The sequence below is a fragment of the Shinella sumterensis genome (assembly GCF_004514425.2).
Classification (GTDB): domain Bacteria; phylum Pseudomonadota; class Alphaproteobacteria; order Rhizobiales; family Rhizobiaceae; genus Shinella; species Shinella sumterensis.
This window is the reverse complement of the sequence record NZ_MYFN02000001.1, coordinates 720,469-738,500: the sequence shown is the minus strand read 5'-3', so window position 1 is coordinate 738,500 and position 18,032 is coordinate 720,469. Positions and strand designations below refer to the sequence as shown.

The window sequence follows — 18,032 nt, the reverse complement described above, 5'->3', positions numbered from 1 at the left end:
TGACGGCCTCAGACGCGTTCGGCCAGCGAAACGGTGAAGATGCCCCACTTGTCGATGCGCTGCTCGATCTTGCGGAAGCCCGCCGCCGCGACGAGCTGATCCATCTCCTGCTGTGTGCGGCGGCGCATGATCCAGGCTTCGCCGCCGCGATGCGAGGTCAGCGCCCGGGCGATCATCTCGAGCTGGGGATGCCAGGGTTGGCCGGTATAGACGAGCAGCGATCCCGGCTGCAGCGCACGGCTGAGGCCGGCAAGCGAGGCCTCGATCATGGCATTGTCCGGGAAGAGTTCGTAGAGGCCGGAAACGATGGCAAGCGTCGGTCGCGGCTCGATCGCGGCAAGGCCCTGCGTATCGAAGGCATCCGCGCGGTGGAATGCCGCCTTGTCGCCAAGGCCTCGCTCCGCGATCAGCGCCGTACCCTTCTCTACGTTGATGGGCGAATAATCCTGCAGGCGGATGCTCTCCGGCTTCACCTCGGACGCAGCGACGGCATCGAGCACATAGCGCCCATGGCCGGCGGCGATGTCGAGAACGCGCAACGGCTTTCCTTCGGCATCGAGATGCTTGAGCGCCTTGCCGATCAGTTCCTCCAGATGCACCTTTCTCTGACGAATGCCGCGCCAGCCGATGGCATCGAGGAACTGCCGGTCGATGAAACGTCCGCCCGGACCAAGCCCGCGCGCCTCGTCCTCATAGACGTAATCAAGCGTGGAGCCGGAATCGAAGCCGGTGCGGCCGCCGGTCGCAAGCCCCTTGGAGAACAGGCCGCCCAGGCGGATCGAGGCGCGCGTGAGCGCCCAATAGAGGCCGCGCGGCGAAAGCAGCGGCAGGGGCGTCGCCAGCCGGTCGGCCTCGTCACGGGTGTAGCCGGCAAGATGAGCACCCCGCACATCGGCCATGACGGGCGGTTCTGCAAAGCGGGCGAGCAGGAAGGTGTGCACCTTCTCCAGCGCCTTGGCCCGATCCCGCTCGCCCAATGTGTCATGATAGAAACCGGGCAGCACGTGGCGTTGCTTGATCGTCGCACCAAGGTTTTCGAAAAAGCGATGCTGCGGCGCGTGGCGCACGACGAAGTCGCTGCCCGAGATCAGGACTTGCGTCGGCACCGTAATGGCGCGGGCATCCGCCACCACACGGTCGGCAGCCTCATAAAGCTCCAGCAGGATGTTGGACGCAATAGGGCGCGTGATCAGCGGGTCGGCCTCGAAGGAGGCAATGCGCTCGCGGTCATGCGTCAGGAAGCGTGCCTTGACGTAGGAATTGACGAAAAACCGGCCCTTCAGCTTCTGCCAGAGTGCAATGCCCTCTTTCGCGAAGGGAACGTAGAGCTTGACGTCGAAGGCGGGCGCAGCCAGCACGAGCGCACGGATATCCGGCGCATAGTCATGCACCCAGGTTGCGGCCAGCACCGCCCCGACGCTCTGGGCGACGACTGCGATATCGCTGATCGCAAAACCGCCGGTCTGCATAATATGCCGGACGAAGCAATCAAGGTCGCGCACGGAGTGGGCAAACGACGGCGAATAACCGCGTTCGCCGGGCGAGCGGCCATGTCCACGGGCATCCCAGGCGTAGAAGGCGAAATCATCGAGGCCGAGTTCGTCGACGATATGCGCGACCCGCCCGCCGTGCTCGTGTCCGCGGTGCAGAAGCACGATCGCGCCTTTCGGCGTGCCGGAGCGGGCCGGCCAATAACGGTAGAAAAGCTCAACCCCGTCGTGGCTGGCGAAAGTCTGTTCGATCATGCCTGTCCTCGTTTCGCGTATGAACACACATCCTATACGGATGAGCCCGCCTGTTTGCAGTTGATTTCATACCGCCGCACCTGCATTTGTTGAATCGAGAGAAGCGGATTCAAGCCCTTATGTCGATCTATAAACTGAAATCGTCCTTCCAGAACCTGCTGCGGCCGCTGGTCGGACGACTTGCGGAGCGCGGCGTCACTGCCAATCAGGTCACGCTTTTCGCGGCGCTCGTCTCGGTCGGGATCGGGGCGCTTCTCCTCGCCAATCCCCAACCCGCGCTTTTCGCGCTGGTGCCGATCTGGATGTTGCTGCGCATGGCGCTGAACGCGGTGGATGGCATGCTGGCGCGCGAGCACGGCCAGAAAAGTGCGCTTGGCGGCTATCTCAACGAGATCACGGACGTCGTTTCCGACGCAGCGCTTTACCTGCCCTTCGCTCTCATCGCTCCCTTCTCGCTGCCCTGGCTGACAGCCGTCGTATTCCTGGCGACGCTCACGGAATTCACAGGCGTTCTGGGCGTCGCGCACGGCAAGGGCCGCAGCTACGAGGGGCCGATGGGCAAGAGCGACAGGGCGTTGCTCTTCGGCGCGCTCGGCGCGCTGGTGGCCGGCTTCGGCACCCTGCCGGACTGGACATGGCATATCCAGCCCATGGCCTGCGTCCTGCTCGTCTGGACCGTCGTCAACCGCGTGCGGGCCGGACTGGCCCCCTCCTAGCGCTTCGCGCCGAACCGGCCGGGCGTCGGCCGGCCGGTGACCTGTTCCCAATGTTCATCGGCGCGCCGCTCGAAGGTCGCGGCATCGCGCGCATCGCTCTGGTAGAAGGCGCCGCGGGGAACATCAGGCGCATAGACCTGCTCGCTCCAGCCGCGCCCGTCATCATGCGGGAAGGCGTAACCGACATGGCCGAGGGATGCCGCGCCCTTGTAATGCGTATCGCGCAGATGCATCGGCACCGCTGACGGCGCCTCGTTCGCCACATGCGCAAGCGCAAGCGAGATACCCCGGCAGGCGGAGTTCGATTTCGGCGCCCGCGCGACGTGAAGGGCGGCATGAGCCAGCACGATCTGCGCCTCCGGATACCCGATCTTCTCCACGGCATGCAGGGCTGCGACCGCGGTCTGCAGCGCGGTGTTGTCGGCAAGCCCGACATCCTCCGAGGCATGGATCATGATCCGGCGGGCAATATAGCGCGGATCTTCGCCGCCATGGATCAGCCGCGCCAGCCAGTAGAGCGTCGCGTCGGGGTCGGAGCCGCGCATCGATTTGACGAAGGCCGAGACCACGTCGTAATGGGCATCGCCCGATCGATCGTGATTGACCGGCGCGGCCGCATAGGCTTCCTCCACCATCGCTTCGGTGATGACGACGGGCTGGCCGTGTGCATGGCCGACAGCGAGGCTTTCGAGCACCGTCAGCGCGCGGCGCGCATCGCCACCGGACCGGCCGGCAATGCGGCGCAGTTGTTCGGGCGGCAGGTCGACGGCGATGCCGCTTGCGGCGAGATGTTGCAAGCCGCGCCGCACGACCTCCTCCATCTCTTCGATCGTCAGGGGCTCCAGCTTGAGAATGGTGGAGCGGGAAATGAGAGCGGGCGTCAGCGTATGGTAAGGGTTGCCCGTTGTCGCGCCGATGAAGTCGGCGACGCCCTCCTCGCACAGTGCGAGCAGATGATCCTGCTGCGTGGCGCTGAAGCGATGCACCTCGTCCGCGAAAAGCAGGGTCGGGCGCATGCGCGCCTCGTCGGCGATCTTGCGGATATCGGCGACATTGTTGTGCGCGGCATGCAGAGGGCGGAAGTTCTTGCCGAGCATGTTGCCGATGGCGCGCGCAATGGATGTCTTGCCGAGGCCCGGCGGTCCGTAGAGGATAATGCTGCCGAGCCGTCCCGCTGCAATGCGCCGGCGCAGCATGGTGCCCTCGCCGATCACCTTCTGCTGACCGATGACGTCATCCAGCGTCGCCGGCCGCAGTTCGGCGGCCAGCGGCATGGAGCCCGTGCGCGGCGCCGCGTCGAAAAGATCGGACATGGGACCTCCCGTCGAAAACCAGTGCAGGCGGCGGGCTTGACGGGAAAACCCGCCTGCCAGCCGACGACTGTCGTCTATCGAGCGCGGCAGGCGGGGTCAAAGGCAATATTCGGCTTTCCGGCAGGCGGGCGACGTGGCTCCCGTGTCCGGCATCAGGCTACGGCGTGGTAGCGACCGTCCTGGTAGAGCAGCGAACGGCCTGTTCCCAGGCGGATGGCCAGCACCGTGCCGATGACGATGACATGGCTGTGACGCTCGATGGCTTCTTCGACGACGCAATCGATCGCCGCGACGGCATCGACCAGCAACGGCGCGCCGCTGACGGCGGTCGTCCACTCGGCGCCGCGATAGCGCGCCGGCCCGCGCAGGCCGCCACGACCGGCGAACTGGTTGGCGATCTCCTCATGAGCCGCGCCGACGATATTGATGCCGAAATGGCCGTAACGCTCGACCACGGGCCATGTGGAAGACGAACGGTTGAGGGAGACGAGCATGCGGGCGGGTTCGACGGAAAGGGCGGTCGCCGAGGTGACGGTCGCTCCGGTCCGCGTCTCCCCCTCGCCCGCCGTGATGATGCTCACGCCGCCGCCGAGCGTGCGCAGGGCCGCCTTCAGGCTGTCCGCATCCGCAGGCTGGTTGAGCAATGCCGTGTTTTCGGCGTTGAAAAGAATGTTTTCGACATGCGCGTTCATCGTTCCCGCTCCGGCAGAGACTTCGAATGGTGAAAGGGATAGCAAACCCGGTAGGACATCAGCAGGCACGTCTTTCTTAATTTGAGTATTTTTATAGAAAATATGCACTCTGGCGCCGCTGTTGTGCGCATCCCGGACGCCGGCACATCCGCCGCGTGGAGGATGGCATCGTTCGAAAATTTTCGCTGTCATGGTACTTAGGCAAACGCCCGACACCTCGGAGGACAGGCATGACTTTGCAGAACCGTGTCACGCCCTACGGCGAGATCGTCGCCATCGCGCAGCGAGGTCTCTTCACGGGCAATCGCGGCATCATTCACGACCCGGCGACACGCACCTTGTTGAAACGGCGCTGGACGAGCAAGGCCTGGATCATCTGCGCCTGTGATTTCAAGGGCGTCCGCCGCGACGTGATGGCCGGGCGCAGCTGGACCGAACTGTTCTTTCTCGACGAGGCGGTTGGGCTCGCCGCCGGGCATCGGCCCTGTTTCTTTTGTCGCCGGCCGCAAGCCGAACAATTCCGCGCCTGTTTTCCGGCAGAACAGCCCTCCGCCCCGGAGATCGACGCCCGGCTCCATGCTGAACGCCTGGAAAGCGGGCAAAAGCGCCTGCACCCCATGGACGGCCCGCCGTCCGCTCTGCCGGACGGTGCTGTCGTCGCGGTCGGTGTAGACGCCTATACGATGCGCAATGGCCGCGCCCATCGCTGGACCGTCGACGGCTATGCGCCTGCGCAATACCTCGATCATGCCGACAGCCTGCTGACACCGCCCTCGACGATCATGGCGCTACGCGCCGGTTATAGCCCCGTCTTCCACCCGTCCATCGACATCCGACTTCCTTAGAAGGGTTTCATCCGGCCTGAACGCCATGGGCGCTAGCGGGCTGATGCTCGGCAAGCGCCGACGCCGCCGCATAGGCCTGCGTCACGATCTGCGGCACGAGGTCGATATCCGGCAGACTGCCAAGACCCAGCGGCCCCATGGCGAACAGCCCCTCGAAACGGTCCTTGCCATTGACCACGCGGCCGCTGCGATCGACGAAGACGCCGAGGTCGAGTTCGTCCCGCTGCGCGAGGCCGCTGGAAAACAGCGCCCGGAACAGCGGTGAATCCAGATCCGCCGACCGAATGCGACAATCGATCGTCTGCTCGGCAGCGAGAACCTGCAGGCCGCCCGCTGTCGAAAGGAGCACGCCGTTCGTCGCGATACGCTCGACCTTGCCCTTGCGCACGGTGATCGCGCCGCTGGCGATCGCCTCACGCAGGCGCGCATACTGGGCGGGCGGCAGACGGTTGCGGTGGCTGTCGTAGATCGGCTTGACGTGCCGCTTGAAGCGCCGGCGTTCTTCCGGCGTCAGTCCCCGCCAGAGATCACCTGCCCGTTGCCGGAAGTCGTTCATGATCCCCTGCCAGCCTGACCCGTCCGCGGCCGCCCGGTTGGCCGCTTCGCGCAGCGAGCGGAACGCTCCGCGCAACGTGTTGGGCAACGGCCGGTCCGACACCACCGTGCCGACGGCAGCGGCGGTATGCGGCTGCGGCAGAAAACCGGAAGCGGAAATGAGCGTCACATGCGCCGCCCCGCCGGATGCCAGCAGGCGAAGCGCGCGATCCACCGCATGGACCCCGCCGCCGATGACGATCGCCTCTGCGGCTGCGCCCTGCGCGCCCACATCCTCACGACCGTCACGCAGGCCATAACCTGTGGCGAGGAACACCGCGTCGAAACGCGCCCGCTCGCCACCGGAGAAGACATTCAGCCCACCCTGCGGGTGCCGCTCGACGGCGGTCACGCTGTCAGCGCTGATCTGCATGATGACGTCGGTGCGCCCGCGCAGAGCCTCGGCGAAGCGCTGGTAGACATAGGCGCTGAAGATTTCGCCGGGCACGAAGGCATGGTCGACCGCACCGGCCGCAGCGTCCGTCTGGACACCTTCGTTCCAGTGACCATCCGCTTCCAGCCAGGCACGGAAATCGTCGCGCAGGACCGGGTCGATGGAGAGATCCCGCACCCGGCTGTTGAGCAGCGGCGAGGCCGCATGGGCCAGACCTTCGCCCCCGTCGATCCTTGGATAGGGGTCGTGCAGGACGAGGTGGAACGGCCTGTCGAACGTCTTCAGCAAGGCAATCGCGGTCATCATGCCGGTAAAGCCGCGACCGACCACGGCGATGCGGGCAAGAGTTCCGGTCTCTTTCGATTGCGGTGCGAAATGGCTGGGAACAAGCGTCATCTTTCGGCTCCTCTCCTGTGTTGCATCAGGCGGTATTCCAGGACTCGCTCCGTGCGGAACGAGCGGTGACTCTGCATTTCTCCACTAAAACAATAGAATTTAGATGAGATTGCAAGACCCTTTTTTGGAAGATCCCGGAATCCTCAAAAGCGAAGGCTGATCCCGGCGCGGCGCAGCAACCAGTAGAAAAGCCCGGTTGCGGCGATCCCCAGCGCCATGGCCCAGCCGAAACCCGAATCGCCGTGGCTGAACGGCAGGCCAGCCGTGTTCATGCCGAAGACGCCCACAACCAGCGTGCCGGGCAGGAGAAGCGCGCTCATGATCGCCATGGCGCGCAGGCTGCGGTTGGACTCGTCGGCAAGCTCGGCCGCCATTTCCTCCTGAAGCAGGCGCGCGCGATCGTTGAGGGTGACGATTTCGCGATCGAGCCGTTCGAGCCGCAGGGAAAGCCGGCGCAGAACGGCATGGGCCGTTTCCGACAGCGTCCAGCCCTCCCGGTCTTCCTCATCGAAAAGCGCCACCATCCCGGCGACGGGCCGGTGCAGGGACACGGCGAGGCGACGAACCTCCTTCAGGTTGCGCCGTTCGTCGCTCAGCCGTTCGGTGACGATCCGATCCTCGATTGTATCGAGCAGGCCAGACGCCTCCTTGAGCCGAAGATTGGTGTTCTTGCAGAAGGCGGCGACAATGCCTTCGAACAGCTCGTAGGCCGTGGCGGGCGCGAATCCCTCCGAGAACGAGCGGCGAACCTTGTCCACAGCGGCGAGCGGATGGCGCCGTGCCGTCACGAGAAGCCGGTCGGTCAGCGCGAAATGCAGCCGTCCGACCACGGTCGTCACGCGTCCCATGTCCTGTTCCAGGTCGACCACGACGCCGTGGGTGGTGCCCGCCTCGTGGCCCAGCACCAGGCTCTCGTCGTGCCCGTCGAGGACCGCACGTGCGGCGATGGGAAGGGCACAGCGCCCGGTCAGCCAACCCTGCATGCGCTGATCGACGAGATCGACATGCAGCCAGACCCACCCGCTGTCGTCGGCCAATGCCGCATCGAGATCCTGCGGCGCGATCGGCCGCACACGCCCGCCGGGTTCTCCCCGCCAGGCGCCGACGAGCCCGGGCGCATGCCCGCCTTCATTCTCACTTAAAAGCGTCACAGGTCCCGGCCGCGTCAGTAAACCTCGGGAACATACATTTCATCCGGTGGCTCACGGCGAATGTAGTCGTCATGCCGCACGCGTTCCGGCAGTTCGACGGCGGCCTTCGGCACGTCCTCGTAGGGCACCTGCGCAAGAAGGTGGGCGATGCAGTTCAGGCGCGCCTTCTTCTTGTCCACGGCCTCGACGATCCACCACGGCGCCTCGGGAATGTGCGTGCGCTCCAGCATCTCTTCCTTGGCCTTGGTGTAGTCTTCCCAATGGACGCGGCTTTCCAGGTCCATCGGCGACAGCTTCCACTGCTTCAGCGGATCGTGGATGCGCATGCGGAAGCGGAATTCCTGCTCGTCGTCGGTAATCGAGAACCAGTATTTGATGAGGATGATGCCCGAACGCACGAGCATGCGCTCGAATTCCGGTACCGAGCGGAAGAACTCCTCCAGTTCGTCGGGCGTGCAGAAGCCCATGACGCGCTCGACGCCGGCGCGGTTGTACCAGGAGCGGTCGAACAGCACCATTTCGCCGGCCGTCGGCAGATGCGGCACATAGCGCTGGAAGTACCATTGATTGCGTTCGCGCTCGGTCGGTGCAGGCAGCGCGACGACGCGGCAGACACGCGGGTTGAGTCGCTGCGTGACGCGCTTGATGGCGCCGCCCTTGCCGGCGGAATCGCGCCCTTCGAACAGCACGACAACCTTGAGCTTCTTGTGCTGGACCCAGTCCTGAAGCTTGACCAGTTCGTGCTGGAGACGGAACAGCTCGCGGAAATAGATGCGGCGCTCCAGCGTCGGCGCGGGCGCCTCGGACATGCCCTCCGAGATGAGGTCGTCCAGTCGATCCTCCTCGATCTGCATTTCGAGCTCCTCGTCGAAGCTGTCGGCAATTTCCGCCTTGATGCGGTTCAGATTGTTGTCGTTGAACATGACCGGTATCCGCCAATGAACGCTGCGCCCGGAGGCGGCCGCCGCCGGGGTCAGTGAGGCGCATGCCGGCCAAGGCCGGCATCGGCGCTGCCTAGAGATAGGAAGGCTTCATGAAGCTTTTGTGACGGCAGCCATGTGCGCCACCGGCCTCTCAGTCGGTCCGATAATTCGCCGTCGTGACCGTTTCCGAAATTGGATGCGCCAGGACCGCAGCGATCCGCTCGGCCACGAAGAGCGCGTGTTCGGTCACCTGGGGCAGGCCCATCAGTTCGCCGAACGTCCCGCGGGCAAGCGGCCCCGCGACATAGAGATCGCGCATGCTCGCGCCGTCCTTGTCGATGACACGGCTGTCGGCATCGACCGCTATGCCGAGACCGACATTGTCGACCTGCAGAAGACCGGCTTCCGCGAGCCCGGAGAGACAAGGCTGGCTGGACAGGATGCTGCCATGGCCTGGCCCCGTCGCCAGCACCAGCGCATCGTAGCGCCCTTCGAAGGGTCGACCTCCGCGGCGCGGGCGGAACGTTACCGCGATCGTATCGTCCGGCTCGCGCGAGACCGCGGCAAGCGACGCCGCATGAAAGTCGAGGCCACCGGTTGAAAGACGCCGCTCGATGGCCGCCTCGACCTGCGGCGCGATGCGGAAGCGGTGGACATCCCAATAGGGCCGCAGGAAGCGCACGAGCCGCCTTCGCTCGGAAACCGGCAGGGCGCGCCAGATGTCACCACCCTGCGCCCGCAGCCGGTCGAAGACCGCGTGCCATGTCACGCCATGCGCCTCGGCGACCGCAATCGTACGGCGAACCCGCCTCAGCAGGGCGCCCGCCGTGCGGCTCGGCGGATCGGCGAACTCGCCGAAGGGCTCCTGCGGCAGAAGATTATGACCGCGCGAGCGCAACCCGCGCCGGGAAACGGCGGTTATCCTGCCGGAATGACCGGCCGCATCGAGCGCGGCGATAATGTCGGCCGCGGTCAATCCCGTTCCGACGATCAGTACGCGATCGTGGGGCCGGATCGCCGCGAGCGCCGATGGCCGGGTCGCATCCGCGATGTAACGGGGATGCCCGGCAAGCGCCCGTTCGATGCCGGCGGGCGCCTGCGGACCCGGATGGCTCGTCGCCAGGACGAGGTGGTCGGCCACGAGGCCTGCACCATCCTCCGTCTCGATCCGCCATGCCTTGCCCGCCCGCGCGACCCTGACGACGCGCGCCCTGTGATGTTCGACAGCGCCGGCCGCCAGGAACGGCTGGAGCTGCGCCGCGACGTAGCGTCCAAAGGCCGAGCGGCGCGCGAAGACATGGCCATCAGGCGTCGTCGCGTCCGCATCGTCATCCAGCGCGCCCGTCCCGGCCAGCCAGTCCTGGAAATGTGACCCCTCGCTTGGGATAAGCGACATGCGCGACGCCGGTACGTTGATGCGGTGGACGGGTTCGGCCGTATCATAGGCCAGCCCGCCGCCAAGGTTTGCACGCGGCTCATAGACCACGATGCGGACCGCCTCTGCACGCACAAGACCAGCGAGATGATAGGCCAACGCCGCGCCGGTGAAGCCGCCGCCGATGATGGCGACAACCGGCCGGGCCAACTCTTTGTGCGGAAACGGCACCGTCATGATCACCCCGCGATCTTCACGGCCGGGACAACCTCGGCCTCGCGTCGTTTGAAAGCCTCGATATCCCGGTAGCCCTCCGCCGGATGGGACTTCGGCAGATACGGCCCCTCGCCGAACAGTTTCTCCCGCAGCGTTCCCGGCTTGTAGGCCGTGGGATAGGCGCCGCGCTTTTGCAATTCCGGCACGATATGGCCGACGACATCCTCGAAACTGTCGGGCGTTACGGCATAGGCGATATTGAAGCCATCGACATCCGTATCCGCCACCCACTCCTGCAGGATATCGGCGATGCGCTCCGGCGAGCCGACAAAGACCGGGCCCATGCCCCCGATGCCGCCGAATTGCGCCAGCTCGTCGATGGTCCATGACTTGTCGCCGCCGGCAATGTGCTCGACGAAGGAATGGATCGCATTCGTCTCGATCCTCTCGACGACATCGGTCGGCGCATACTGCCCGAAATCGATGCCGCTCCAGCCGGACATGAAGGTCAGCGAGCCGTCATAGGAGACATAGCTGCGGTAATCCTCGAATTTTTTCTGCGCCTTCTCTTCCGTCTCGTCCGTGATGATGGTGACGAGCGTATAAATGTAAACCTTCTTCGGATCGCGCCCTGCGGCGGCGATCCGCTGGCGAATATCGGCGACATAGGCCTTGAGCACGGCCTTGGTCGGCGCCGCCACGAAGATGCATTCGGCATGGCCGGCGGCGAATGCCTTGCCGGGACCGGACGCGCCGGCCTGGTATAGTACGGGCGTGCGCTGCGGCGAAGGCTCCGTCAAGCCGTAGCCCGGCACCTCGAAATACTTGCCCTTGTGACCGATCTCGTGGACCTTTTCGGGATGGGTAAAGATGCGATTTTCGCTGTCACGCACGACGGCGCCCTCTTCCCAGGACCCTTCCAGCAGCTTGTAGAGCACTTCGAGATATTCGGCGGCGACCTCGTAGCGGTTGTCATGCTGGCGAAGACCGCCCTGCCCGACATTCTTCGCCCCGCTCTCCAGATAGGAGGTGACGATGTTCCAGCCCACGCGGCCCTTGGTATGATGATCTGCCGTCGCCAGCCGCCGGGCGAAGGTATAGGGGTGTTCGAAGGACGTCGAGGCGGTTATGCCAATACCCAAGTGCTGCGTGGCGAGCGCGATGGGCGCTGCCAGTTGCAGGGGATCGTTCACCGGTATCTGCGCGGCCTGATGGATGGCGTGGTAATTGGAGCCCTTGTAGACGTCGTAATAGCCGACGACGTCGGCGATGAAGATGCCATCGAAGACGCCGCGCTCCAGCGTGCGGGCAAGGTCCTGCCAATAGTCCAGGTCCTTGTATTTCGCGGACTTGTCGCGGGGATGCGCCCACAGGCCCGGTGACTGATGGCCCACGCAGTTCATGTCGAAGGCATTGAAACGAATGTGGCGTGCCATGTGTGTCTCCAGAGGTGGGGAATGCCGAGCGGCTTCCGGTTCTGGCGGAGAATAATGCTCCTGCGCATTAAATACAGAAATTCCATCTTTTATATAGATTAATTTTGGAAATCGCATTTCAGCCGAACCGTCCAAGCCGGGCAAACCGCCAGGTCTTGCGGCACCAGCGCATAAAAAAGGCCGCAATCCCAAAGGATTGCGGCCAGTCGACCACCCCACCACGAGGTTGATCTCAAAGCGCTCCGTTTTTCGGCGGAATGACGTCGTTGAGATGATAGTTGCCCACGACGTGGTATTTCCAGCGAACCGGATCATGCAACGTATGGGTGCGGGCGTTGCGCCAGTGGCGTTCGAGGTTGAGGCCGCGCTTCGTCGCGGATGTGCCGGCAAGCTCGAAAAGCACGTTCGTCGCATCGATGACCAGTTCGGTCGTCAGGACCTTCGCAGCGGCCACCGCGAGCGTCGCGGCGACGGCATTGTCCGCATTGAGGCTCACCTGCGCCTGGTCGATCTTCCGCCCCGCCCGCTCCACCGTCGCCTCGGCCGCCTCTATGCGGATGGCCAGGTCGCCCACCCGGGCGATCGTCAGTGGATCGTCCGCGGCGCGCTCGACGCCCGAATCCATCCATGGACGTGCCTTGTCGCGGACATAACCGATGAGTTCCTTGAACGCGGCGCGGGCAATGCCGAGATCGACGCCGGCATGGATGATCTGTCCGACGGAGCCGATTGTGCCCGGTCGTTCGAAGCCCTTCTGATGCGGCACGACGGCATCGGCGGGAACATAGACGTCGCGCAGGATCGTCGTACCGCTTCCCGTCGTGCGCTGGCCGAAGCCGTCCCAGTCGTCAACGATCTCGATGCCATCGGTGTCACGCGGCACGAAGGACATGGTCAGCCGGTCCTGATCGTCAAGCGCGAAGACGGTGACCCAATGGGCGAACAGCACACCCGTCGAGTAGAACTTGCGCCCATTGATGCGAAACCCCGCCCCGTCAGGCTTGATGCGCGTGTTGTAGTCACCGACCGTCTTCGTGCCGATCTCCGAAAGGGCATTGCCGAAGCGGTCGCCGGCAAGGGCGCGGCCGAAATAGAAGCGCTTCTGCGCCTCGCTCCCGTCATGGCGCAAGGCCTCCAGGATATAGAAATGGTTCTGCGGGATCTGCCCGATCGAGCTGTCGGCCTCCGAAAGGATCGCCGTCACCTCCGCAAGCACCGCGTTCGAAACATCGATGCCGCCGTATTCGGCGGGAACCGTGATGGCGAGCAGGCCCGAATCGGAAAGCCTGTCCAGCTCCTCGTGCGGCAAGGCGCGTTCGAAGTCGCGCCGGCTCGCGCCGCCGGCGAATTCTGTGGCAAGCGCGCGGGCAACGGAAAGCGCCTCCTCCTCGCTTGCGATGCGGTTGGCAACCTTCGGGGGCTGGACGAGCGTGGTGACGCTGCTCATGGTTCTTCCTTTCTGATTAAGGCCGGCATCGGCGCTCGAATGGCCACGTTCGAAACCGCGACCCGCGTCACGCCTTGGCGGGCTTGTCCAGCAGATGAAGCAGGTCGGAATGGTGTCGCTCGGCCACATCGGGATGGGAGCGCAGCCGGCTCTTCAGGTGGTTGATGCCGACCTCGCGGAAGATGGGATTGAGCGGATCGACCGTGACGCCGCGCTCGCCGCGCTTCAGTTCCTCCGGCAGCGGAATGACGGGGATGGTTGCGTCGTAACGCGCACCGAGGAAGAAGGCGACCGAGAAGCGCTCCACGCCGGCCGGCGGCGTCACGACATCATGCACGTCGGCGCGCACGAAACCGTTCGTCGCCAGTTCGAGCAACTCGCCGCTGTTGATGATGAAGGTTCCGGGCACCGGCGGCGCCTCGATCCAGACACCCTCTTCGGTGCGGATGCGCAGGCCGGGCGTTGTATCCTGCAGCAGGACCGTGACGAAGCCGCCGTCCTTGTGTGCGCCGACCCCCTGGTCGCTGCCGGCAGCCTCGCGGCCGGGATAGCGGATGATCTTCAGCAGCTGGGACGGCGTCGGCTCGTAAATGTCGGCGAAGGCATTTTCCGGCTGCCCAAGCGAAAGCGCGATCGCCTTCAGCACGTCGATACCGATGCGTGTGACTTCCGCCTGATAGCGCAGGAGAAGCGGTTTCAGTTCCGGCAGCGCCTCCGGCCATTGGTTGGGGCCGTGAAGCCGGTTCCAGGGCGTATCTGCGTCACCCTCGACAACCGTGCCCTCGGTGTTGATGTCGAGCTGTTCGCGCCAATCCTGCTCGCCGCGTGTGCGCTCGTATCCGGCCCGATTGTAGCCGCGAAAATGCGGCGACTTGACCATCTCGATCGACAGCTTTTCGGCCTCGGGCAGCGCGAAGAAGCGCTTCGAAACGGCGATAACGTCATCGATCAGGCTCTGCGGCACGCCGTGGCCCGTGAGATAGAAGAAGCCGTGATCGTGCAGAACGCGGGTGAGCTCCCGGATGAAGCCGTCACGTTCGGCGACATCGCCATAGAACCTTGAAAAATCGATGGTCGGCAGATGAACCGGCTTGGTGTGTATCGTCATGTCGCGCGTCCCGCGTTGTTGTGGCGTGGCCGGACAATGTGCCGCGCCGGATCTGAAACGAGACTAGCGGTCGCTTCACAAAAATACAGAAATTCTATCTTTTTTATGCGGTTAAAGATGAAATGGCATTTCTTTTGACGGAACGGCAGTTCCTGCAAAGGAAGCCCCGGCGCTGGGAGGAGGTACGCCGGGGCGGTACCGATCGAACGGACGGGTCAGGCCAGTGAAATGGCGCGTTCGAGATCGGCGATCAGGTCATCGGGATGTTCGAGGCCGATGGACAGGCGCACATAGCCGGGCGTCACGCCGGTTGCTAGCTGGTCGTCCTGCGACAGTTGCGAATGGGTCGTCGTCGCGGGATGGATCGCCAGCGAGCGGGCATCCCCGATATTGGCGAGGTGATAGAACAGCTGAAGATTGTCGATGAAGCGGCGACCAGCCTCACGCCCGCCCTTCAGCTCGAAACCGACCAGCGCGCCAAAATAGCCCGGCTTGAAATACTTGTCCGCCCGGGCCTTGGCCGTGCCCTCCTGGAACTTCGGAAAGATCACGCGCTCGACCTTCGCGTGGCCCTTGAGGAATTCGGCGACCTTCACCGCATTCTCATTATGCTGGCGCAGGCGCAGCGGCAGGGTTTCGAGCCCCTGGATGAACTGGAAGGCGTTCTGCGGGCTGATCGCGGCACCCAGGTCGCGCAGCAGCACGGCGCGGGCGCGCAGGATATAGGGATGGAAGCCGATGGCCGCCGCCTTCTCGATCCAGGTCTTGCCCTGGTAGCTCGCGTCGGGCTCCGTCAGGTTCGGCTGGCGGGCCGGGTTCTCCGTCCATGGAAAGGTGCCGCTATCGACAATCGCGCCGCCTATGGACGTGCCGTGACCGCCGATATATTTCGTGGTCGAATAGACAACGACAGCCGCGCCATGCTCCAGCGGACGGATGACCAGCGGGGCGGCAGTGTTGTCGACGATCAGCGGAACGCCGTGCCGGCGGCCGATGGCGGCGACTTCCGAGATCGGGAAGACTTCCAGCTTCGGGTTCGGCAGGGATTCGGCATAATAGGCGCGCGTGCGCTCATCCGTCGCTTTCTCGAAGGCTTCCGGATCGGCGGCGTCGACAAAGCGCGTCTCGATGCCGAAGCTTTTCAGTGTCGCCGCAAACAGCGCCCAGGTGCCGCCGTAAAGGCCGGCGGCGCTGACGATATTATCGCCGGCGCGCGCAAGGTTGAGGATGGCGAAGGCGGAGGCCGCCTGCCCCGACGAGACCGCCAGCGCCGCCGCGCCGCCTTCGAGCTCTGCTAGCCGTTGTTCGAAGGCATCCTGCGTCGGGTTGGAGACCCGCGTGTAGAGATGGCCGGGCGCCTCAAGCGCAAAGAGCTTGTCCGCACCATCGGTGCCGGGCAGCTGGAACGAGGACGTCTGGTAGATGGGCACGGCGACCGCGCCCGTCGAGGGATCGAAGCGGAAACTGCCGCCGTGCAGCGCGATGGTTTCGGGGTGTCGGCTCTTGAACGTCGCGGCGCCCGCGGGAAGGTCGACGATATCCTGCTCGGCGACCTCGGGGGATTGATGGATCGTCATGACATTTCTCCTTTGATGACGCGCTTCAGGCGCGCGAGGGACGAGCCGACAGGAACGCGCCGGCGACGAAGAGGCTTGATGCGACCCAGAAGGCTTCCGGCGCGTACCACCGGATGCCGTAAAGGTGATCGTTGGTGCAGAGCGCCTGGGCGAGCGTACAGAGATCCGTCACCCCGGCAATGCAGGTCACGGCCTGGCGGACGCTCAGGTAGTCGGCCTCGACGACCTTGCTGAAGATCAGCCACCACCAGCCGAGCGCGGCGATGGAAAAGACACCTCCGGCCGCAGCGATGATCGGATAGGGTCGCGCGCTAGACGTCATGGGAGATCCCGAGCTTTTCCAGCAGTGCACGGCGAAGCGCGACGAGGCCGGCGTCATCGCGCCGTCGCGGATGGGGCCGATCGACACGCACCTCTGCGACGATGGACGCCGGCCGGTCCGACAGCACGATCACCCGGTCGGCGAGAAGCAGCGCTTCCTCGACATCGTGTGTGACGAGAAGCGCGGTGAAACCGGCACTCTTCCAAAGCTCGAGAAGCTCGTTCTGCATTCTCAGTCGCGTCAGCGAGTCGAGTTTGCCGAAGGGCTCATCAAGCAACAGGAGTTTGGGATCGTTGACGAGGGCACGGGCGAGGGCCGCACGCTGGGCCATGCCGCCGGACAGCTGATGCGGATAGACATCCGCGAAGCCTTCGAGCTTCACCAGCTTCAGCACCTCGTCGATCCGGTACTCCAGCTCTCGGATGAGACCGCGCGCCTCCAGGCCGATCGCGACATTGTCCCGCACCGTGCGCCATGGAAACAGCGTCGCATCCTGAAAGACGAGGATACGGTCCGGATCGGGTGCAATGATCGGCCGCCCGTCCTCCAGCACACGGCCGGTGGTTGGCGTCTCCAGGCCGGCCGCAAGCCGCAGGAGCGTGGACTTGCCGCAACCCGACGGCCCGAGCAGCGCGACGAACTCACCGGGCTCGATGACGATGCTGACATTGTCGAGAACCTGAAGATCCCTGCCGTCAAGGTCGTAGCGGTGTGTGACGCCTTCGATATCGAGGGCAATGCTGTTCGAGACAACGTTCTCCGCAAGAGCAAGCGCCATCAGAGAATCCCCTTCTGCCAGCCGAGCAGCCTGTCGCGCACCACGAAGAGCAGGCGCACGAGGCCCGCGCAGATCAGCGCCATGATGATGAGGGCGGCATAGACATTGGCGTAGGCCGAATAGGCGGTGTTGAACTGGAGATACCAGCCGAGGCCGAACTTCGCGCCGAGCATTTCGGCGACGACCAGCACGGCGAAGGAGTAGTAAAGCCCCATGAAGACGCCGACGAAGACGTTCGGCAACGACGCGGGAATGGCGACCTTGAAGATGAGGAAGCGATTGCTGGCGCCGAGCGTACGAGCGACATCATAGAACGAGCGGTTGACCTGCCCGACACCGGCGGCCGTGAGGATGGCGACAGGAATGCCGGACGCGAGCGCGACGAGGAAGATGGACGCGTGGAAGGTCGTCGGAAACAGGAAGAACGTGCAGGGAATCCAGGCGCTGGCCGGCACGGGGCCGATCAGCTTGAGAAGCGGCATGCCCCAGTAGGCGAAGCGCTTCGACCAGCCCAGCGCCACGCCGCCGGCAAAGCCCACGAGGATGCCCGAAAAGAAGCCGAGACCCCAGAGCCGCCCGGTATAGGCGACGCAGATCAAAAGCCGCTCCCAATCCGTGACATAGACATGCAGCAGGCCCTGCGGCGGCGAGAAGAAGGGTTTGGGCAACCAGCCGAGCTTGGCCGTCAGCACTTCCCACACGGCAAGCCACAGGCCGAGCACGATGAACCAGGGCCCGTAGTGCACGAGGGTGCGTCCAACGCTGCCGAGGCGGTGCACCGTCAAGGACAGCGCAACAAACAGGATCGCGCCGGCAAGCGTCACGATTGCGAACAGCTCCGTTGCGCCCCAGGTGATGACATCGGGCAAGCCGTAGGTCACGGCGGAGGCGAGCAGCCATGTTCCGGCTGCAAGCAGGCCGTTTCGCCACAGGCCGGTGACGGGCAAAGCGAGGGATCGCCGCCCTGTCCCGCCGAATGTATCCTCTATCGTAGCGCTCATGGC

Annotated in this window: 16 protein-coding genes; 2 read left to right on the top strand and 14 right to left on the bottom strand. The window is 64.6% G+C overall.

The window, feature by feature from the left end:
• Positions 1-8 precede the first annotated feature (8 nt).
• Positions 9-1,745, bottom strand: a complete 1,737-nt coding sequence (locus B5M41_RS03475) for a bifunctional alpha/beta hydrolase/class I SAM-dependent methyltransferase (protein ID WP_134648795.1) — start codon at positions 1,743-1,745, stop codon at positions 9-11.
• Between the two features lie 119 nt (positions 1,746-1,864).
• Here B5M41_RS03475 and B5M41_RS03470 point away from each other — a divergent pair, with 119 nt between their 5' ends.
• A complete protein-coding gene (locus tag B5M41_RS03470; RefSeq protein ID WP_134648794.1) occupies positions 1,865-2,461 on the top strand; it encodes a CDP-alcohol phosphatidyltransferase family protein in 597 nt (198 codons plus the stop codon).
• Here B5M41_RS03470 and B5M41_RS03465 read toward each other — a convergent pair.
• Both B5M41_RS03465 and B5M41_RS03460 read right to left on the bottom strand, forming a co-directional pair.
• Positions 2,458-3,774, bottom strand: coding sequence for a replication-associated recombination protein A (locus B5M41_RS03465; RefSeq protein ID WP_134648793.1), 1,317 nt, complete (start codon positions 3,772-3,774; stop codon positions 2,458-2,460). The genes B5M41_RS03470 and B5M41_RS03465 overlap by 4 nt on opposite strands.
• A gap of 152 nt (positions 3,775-3,926) precedes the next feature.
• Positions 3,927-4,466, bottom strand: coding sequence for a flavin reductase family protein (locus B5M41_RS03460; RefSeq protein ID WP_134648792.1), 540 nt, complete (start codon positions 4,464-4,466; stop codon positions 3,927-3,929).
• Between the two features lie 230 nt (positions 4,467-4,696).
• On the opposite strand from B5M41_RS03460, the gene B5M41_RS03455 reads away from it, so the two are divergent.
• Entirely contained in the window at positions 4,697-5,311 is a 615-nt protein-coding gene (locus tag B5M41_RS03455) for a hypothetical protein (protein WP_134648791.1), read from the top strand.
• A 7-nt stretch (positions 5,312-5,318) separates the two neighbouring features.
• Here B5M41_RS03455 and B5M41_RS03450 read toward each other — a convergent pair whose 3' ends face one another.
• The 11 genes from B5M41_RS03450 to B5M41_RS03400 all read right to left on the bottom strand — a co-directional run bounded on the left by B5M41_RS03450 (position 5,319) and on the right by B5M41_RS03400 (position 18,029).
• The gene (locus B5M41_RS03450) at positions 5,319-6,695 is read right to left on the bottom strand and encodes an FAD/NAD(P)-binding protein (protein ID WP_134648790.1); all 1,377 of its coding nucleotides are present in this window, start codon (positions 6,693-6,695) and stop codon (positions 5,319-5,321) included.
• Positions 6,696-6,838: 143 nt separating this feature from the next.
• Complete coding sequence (locus tag B5M41_RS03445; RefSeq protein ID WP_134648789.1) at positions 6,839-7,846, bottom strand: CorA family divalent cation transporter; 1,008 nt, start codon at positions 7,844-7,846, stop codon at positions 6,839-6,841.
• Between the two features lie 14 nt (positions 7,847-7,860).
• Entirely contained in the window at positions 7,861-8,769 is a 909-nt protein-coding gene (gene ppk2, locus B5M41_RS03440; RefSeq protein ID WP_134648788.1) for a polyphosphate kinase 2, read from the bottom strand.
• Positions 8,770-8,920: 151 nt separating this feature from the next.
• Positions 8,921-10,381 carry an FAD/NAD(P)-binding protein gene (locus B5M41_RS03435; RefSeq protein ID WP_134648787.1) on the bottom strand — a complete coding sequence of 487 codons (1,461 nt, stop codon included), beginning with the start codon at positions 10,379-10,381 and terminating at the stop codon, positions 8,921-8,923.
• Between the two features lie 2 nt (positions 10,382-10,383).
• Positions 10,384-11,796, bottom strand: a complete 1,413-nt coding sequence (locus B5M41_RS03430; protein ID WP_134648786.1) for an LLM class flavin-dependent oxidoreductase — start codon at positions 11,794-11,796, stop codon at positions 10,384-10,386.
• A gap of 232 nt (positions 11,797-12,028) precedes the next feature.
• Positions 12,029-13,243 carry an SfnB family sulfur acquisition oxidoreductase gene (locus B5M41_RS03425; protein WP_134648785.1) on the bottom strand — a complete coding sequence of 405 codons (1,215 nt, stop codon included), beginning with the start codon at positions 13,241-13,243 and terminating at the stop codon, positions 12,029-12,031.
• Between the two features lie 67 nt (positions 13,244-13,310).
• A complete protein-coding gene (locus tag B5M41_RS03420; RefSeq protein WP_134648784.1) occupies positions 13,311-14,351 on the bottom strand; it encodes an isopenicillin N synthase family dioxygenase in 1,041 nt (346 codons plus the stop codon).
• Between the two features lie 215 nt (positions 14,352-14,566).
• Positions 14,567-15,928, bottom strand: coding sequence for an O-acetylhomoserine aminocarboxypropyltransferase/cysteine synthase family protein (locus tag B5M41_RS03415; RefSeq protein WP_134648783.1), 1,362 nt, complete (start codon positions 15,926-15,928; stop codon positions 14,567-14,569).
• A 25-nt stretch (positions 15,929-15,953) separates the two neighbouring features.
• Entirely contained in the window at positions 15,954-16,250 is a 297-nt protein-coding gene (locus B5M41_RS03410) for a hypothetical protein (RefSeq protein WP_134648782.1), read from the bottom strand.
• On the bottom strand, positions 16,240-17,028 hold the full coding sequence (locus B5M41_RS03405) for an ABC transporter ATP-binding protein (protein WP_134648781.1): 789 nt from the start codon (positions 17,026-17,028) through the stop codon (positions 16,240-16,242). The genes B5M41_RS03410 and B5M41_RS03405 overlap by 11 nt, the downstream gene beginning before the upstream one ends.
• Entirely contained in the window at positions 17,028-18,029 is a 1,002-nt protein-coding gene (locus tag B5M41_RS03400; RefSeq protein ID WP_134648780.1) for an ABC transporter permease, read from the bottom strand. The genes B5M41_RS03405 and B5M41_RS03400 overlap by 1 nt, the downstream gene beginning before the upstream one ends.
• Positions 18,030-18,032 lie beyond the last annotated feature (3 nt).

Excerpts from the sequence above, each read along its gene's own strand:
- B5M41_RS03475 (WP_134648795.1), bottom strand. The coding sequence starts at position 1,745 with ATGATCGAACAGACTTTCGCCAGCCACGACGGGGTTGAGCTTTTCTAC.
- B5M41_RS03470 (WP_134648794.1), top strand. The coding sequence starts at position 1,865 with ATGTCGATCTATAAACTGAAATCGTCCTTCCAGAACCTGCTGCGGCCG.
- B5M41_RS03465 (WP_134648793.1), bottom strand. The coding sequence starts at position 3,774 with ATGTCCGATCTTTTCGACGCGGCGCCGCGCACGGGCTCCATGCCGCTG.
- B5M41_RS03460 (WP_134648792.1), bottom strand. The coding sequence starts at position 4,466 with ATGAACGCGCATGTCGAAAACATTCTTTTCAACGCCGAAAACACGGCA.
- B5M41_RS03455 (WP_134648791.1), top strand. The coding sequence starts at position 4,697 with ATGACTTTGCAGAACCGTGTCACGCCCTACGGCGAGATCGTCGCCATC.
- B5M41_RS03450 (WP_134648790.1), bottom strand. The coding sequence starts at position 6,695 with ATGACGCTTGTTCCCAGCCATTTCGCACCGCAATCGAAAGAGACCGGA.
- ppk2 (WP_134648788.1), bottom strand. The coding sequence starts at position 8,769 with ATGTTCAACGACAACAATCTGAACCGCATCAAGGCGGAAATTGCCGAC.
- B5M41_RS03435 (WP_134648787.1), bottom strand. The coding sequence starts at position 10,381 with ATGACGGTGCCGTTTCCGCACAAAGAGTTGGCCCGGCCGGTTGTCGCC.
- B5M41_RS03430 (WP_134648786.1), bottom strand. The coding sequence starts at position 11,796 with ATGGCACGCCACATTCGTTTCAATGCCTTCGACATGAACTGCGTGGGC.
- B5M41_RS03425 (WP_134648785.1), bottom strand. The coding sequence starts at position 13,243 with ATGAGCAGCGTCACCACGCTCGTCCAGCCCCCGAAGGTTGCCAACCGC.
- B5M41_RS03420 (WP_134648784.1), bottom strand. The coding sequence starts at position 14,351 with ATGACGATACACACCAAGCCGGTTCATCTGCCGACCATCGATTTTTCA.
- B5M41_RS03415 (WP_134648783.1), bottom strand. The coding sequence starts at position 15,928 with ATGACGATCCATCAATCCCCCGAGGTCGCCGAGCAGGATATCGTCGAC.
- B5M41_RS03410 (WP_134648782.1), bottom strand. The coding sequence starts at position 16,250 with ATGACGTCTAGCGCGCGACCCTATCCGATCATCGCTGCGGCCGGAGGT.
- B5M41_RS03405 (WP_134648781.1), bottom strand. The coding sequence starts at position 17,028 with ATGGCGCTTGCTCTTGCGGAGAACGTTGTCTCGAACAGCATTGCCCTC.
- B5M41_RS03400 (WP_134648780.1), bottom strand. The coding sequence starts at position 18,029 with ATGAGCGCTACGATAGAGGATACATTCGGCGGGACAGGGCGGCGATCC.